The organism is Phormidium pseudopriestleyi FRX01 (assembly GCF_017313335.1).
GTDB lineage: Bacteria > Cyanobacteriota > Cyanobacteriia > Cyanobacteriales > Laspinemataceae > Laspinema > Laspinema pseudopriestleyi.
In genome coordinates, this window is the sequence record NZ_JAFLQW010000138.1 from 1 (window position 1) to 3,720 (window position 3,720).

The 3,720-nt window shown below is 47.6% G+C and carries 1 protein-coding gene and 1 pseudogene; one reads left to right on the forward strand and one right to left on the reverse strand.

Annotation, left to right across the window (positions count from 1 at the left end):
• Nucleotides 1-17: 17 nt before the first annotated feature.
• Nucleotides 18-3,137: an alpha-mannosidase gene (locus tag J0895_RS05250; RefSeq protein WP_207087068.1), complete on the forward strand. Its 3,120-nt coding sequence runs from the start codon at nt 18-20 to the stop codon at nt 3,135-3,137.
• Between the two features lie 384 nt (nt 3,138-3,521).
• Here the strand turns inward: J0895_RS05250 and J0895_RS05255 are convergent.
• A pseudogene (locus J0895_RS05255) lies at nt 3,522-3,720 on the reverse strand (hypothetical protein); the annotation flags it as partial.

Consider the following 3,720-nt stretch of genomic DNA (forward strand, 5'->3'; position numbering starts at 1 on the left):
AAAATTTGAGCAATTTTATGCCAGATCCAAACAGTGAAATAACCCGATCAATTGAGAAACTGCGGCAACTCACTCGGGTGAATGCGATCGGTAGTTGGCGATACCGAATTGCAGATTTATCCGTGGAGGAAGGGACAGCAGGGGCAACCTGGGACCAGTGGCAGCAGGCGGAAGTGAACGAGAAAGGACATATCCCCTGGACTCAAGGACAGCAGACTCTCTGGTTAGGGTTGCGATATCGGGTTCCGGACCAGTTGCAGGGATATCCGGTAGCGGGATTAACCTTGCGCTTGGGCCTAACTTGGTGGGCAGATGAGGCCCAAATTTTTGTAAATGGGGAGTTAGTCCAGGAGGGGGATTTATTTGATTGTGTGACTCGGGTGATGATTATCGAAGCAGTAGAACCGGGTCAGGGGATTGATATTGCCTTACGATTAGTCAGTCCAGGACATGACGGCGGGGCATTAGTGCGATCGGTTTGGATTTATGAAAAAAGCTATGAACAGAGTTATGAAAGTTGCATTGATCCAGGGTTTATTGCCGATGAATTAGCGGTGATTTACAAATATTGGGCGATCGCCTCCGATGCCGAGACGAAATTGCAGCAATTAAAGACCCAAATTGAGGCAATTTCCTGGAATAGCTTATCCCATGATATTCCCCAATTTGAGCATTCCCTGGCTGAATTACGAACAAATTTGAAACAAGAGTTTCAGCAAACGAGTAAACTGTTTTTACTCGGTCATGCCCATTTAGATTTAGCCTGGTTGTGGCCCATTGCTGAAACCTGGGATGCTGCCGAGTTTACCTTTGCCTCGGTTCTGGATTTAATGGCGGGATTTCCTGAACTCACCTTTGGTCATTCCACCGCTGCCCTGTATGCTTGGATTGAAGAAAACTGTCCAGATTTATTTGCAGACATTCAAGCCGAAGTTGCCGATGGAAGATGGGAAGTTTTAGCGGGATTGTGGGTAGAACCAGAATTAAATATTATTAGTGGGGAAGCAATTTCCAGACAATTGTTGTATGGACAACAGTATTGTTTAGAAAAATTTGGCAAACTCTCTCCCGTGGCATGGCTTCCAGATACCTTTGGATTCTGTGGACAATTGCCGCAACTGTTAAAACAGGGGGGAATCGAATATTTTGTCACCCAAAAGTTGCGATGGAATGATACTACGGAATTTCCCTATCCCGTTTTCTGGTGGGAATCCCCCGATGGAACGCGCATTTTTAGTTTAATGTCAGCCCCAATTGGAACGGGAATTGAACCTGTTCAAATGGCGGATTATGCTTGCGATTGGCAACAAAAAACGGGAATAAAAGAGAGTTTATGGTTACCGGGAGTGGGGGATCATGGTGGGGGTCCGACTCGGGATATGTTAGAAGTTGCCGATCGCTGGCGGCAGTCTCCTTTTTTCCCAGCGATGGAATTTACCACTGCTGAGGACTATTTGCGCCAGTTGCAACAGCAGGGGGAGTTTCCGGTATGGACTGAGGAATTATATCTGGAATTTCATCGCGGCTGTTATACGACTCATGGAGACCAAAAACAATGGAACCGCCGCTGTGAGGGGTTATTATATGAAGCAGAATTATGGGCGGCAGTCGCCACAAGGATAACCGGGACTGAGTATCCGAAAGCCCAAATTGAAGCGGCTTGGAAAGGGGTATTATTTAACCAATTTCACGATATTTTACCCGGTTCCTCGATTCCGGAAGTGTATGTGGATGCCAATTTGGGCTGGCAGGAAGCGGAAGAACAGGGACGGGAAGTGTTAGAACGGGCGTTAGAGGCGATCGCCTCACAAATTGCCGGATTTCCTCCCGCAGCGATGCCATCCGCCCAACCGATTATGGTGTTTAACTCTCTCAATTGGCAGCGATCGCAAGTCGTTTCCCTAGAGTTACCGGAACTCCCGGCAACAGGCATGGCATGGCAAGTTTATGATAGTCAGGGAAATCGAGTGCGATCGCAACTCACCCCCACTCATCTCCTGTTTGAATGCAAGGATATCCCCTCCATTGGCTATCGTGTATTTTGGTTAGGTCAATCCGAACTCAATCCCAATTCTTCCCCCCTAGAACCCGATGACGAATTTATCCTAGAAACCGACAAACTGCGTGTTAAAATTGACCCCAAAACCGGCAATCTTAGCAGTATTTATGATAAAATAAACCATTGGGAAATTCTCAAAGAACCCGGCAACCAACTCCAAGCCTTTGCAGATAAAGGACAATATTGGGATGCCTGGAATATTGACCCCAATTATAACCAAAATCCGCTTCCCCCCGCTACCCTGAAACAGATTCAAATAGAACGGGGAGAACTGCAACAACGAGTGCAAGTGATTCGCCAATTGGGACAATCTGACTTTATTCAAGAGTATATCCTCCAAGCCGACTCCCCCTGGGTAAAAATTGCCACTACCGTGAATTGGCAAGACCGAAATGTCATGGTAAAAGCGGCATTTCCCCTAACCATTGAGGCCGATTTTGTGACCTACGAAACCCCTTGTGGTGCAGTGGAACGAACCACTCGACCCCACACCCCCGAGGAAAAAGCCAAATGGGAAGTTCCCGCTTTAAAATGGGCCGATTTGAGTGGAGAACAGGGGGGAGTGAGTCTCCTCAATGATTGTAAATATGGCTATGATGCCACACCGAATCAACTACGTTTAACCCTCCTTCGGGGTTCAAATTGGCCGGACCCGGAGGCAGATTTAGGGTGGCATCAATTCACCTATTGTATTTATCCTCATGGAGGCAATTGGCAGACCGCAAAAACGGTTCGACAGGGGTATGAATTGAATTTACCCTTGCAGGTTCGTCCGCTGGAGTCAGTCTCAGAAAGTGCGGAAAGTTCGCTCGGTTTGGGGGGTAGTTTTTTAGAGTTGTCCGGAGAAAGTCTGGTTTTGATGGCATTTAAGCAGTCGGAAATTGATGCCACAAAATGGATTATGCGGTGTTATGAATCGGAAGGAAAACCGACAACATTAGCGGTTAAGGAGGAATGGAACAGTTTGCAAAGGGTGGATTTATTAGAGCAAAATTTAGATGAGGGTAAGGTTTGGGTTAAGGGAGAAGTTGTGCCGATTTCTCCTTGGCAGGTGGTGAGTTTTCAATTAGGGGATTGAGGGGTGATATAGCATTCCTAAATGATTTATAACATCTGTCTTCTCCCCTCTCCCGTTCTGGGAGAGGCCTGTCCTGAGCTCTGAGCCCTGAGCCCTGAGCCCTGAGCCCTGAGCCCTGAGCCCTGAGCCCTGAGCAAGTCGAAGCCTGTCCTGAGCCCTGAGCCCTGAGCCAGTCGAAGGGTCGAAGGGGGTCGAAGGGGGTCGAAGGGGGTCGAAGGGGGTTGGGGGTGAGGGACTTCCACAACTGATTTAGGATTGCTATAGGTTAGTTTTAAGAATCGGAAACGACTAAAGTCGGGACGTTGAACAGAAGAAAATATAGCGCGTCTAAATCATTCTGACATAAAGAAAGCGAGCATCTTGCTCGCTTTCTTTATGTCAAATTCATTTAGACGCGCTATAAATTGCTTTATCGATCGTGCAGTGGAAGGATTCACCCTCTGACTCAAATTGTTCACTGCCGAATAACCAGCCAATGCGAAGACGAGTCGGGATCGTGTAGCCGTCGAATGTACCACTATCCTCGGCTATGCCACCAAAATCGCCATAGTGAAACGCTTCACCTTCTAGGCTGCCCCAGCGA

What these genes read in the sequence shown, in the direction of transcription:
- J0895_RS05250 (WP_207087068.1), top strand. Translation starts at nt 18, where the DNA reads ATGCCAGATCCAAACAGTGAAATAACCCGATCAATTGAGAAACTGCGG.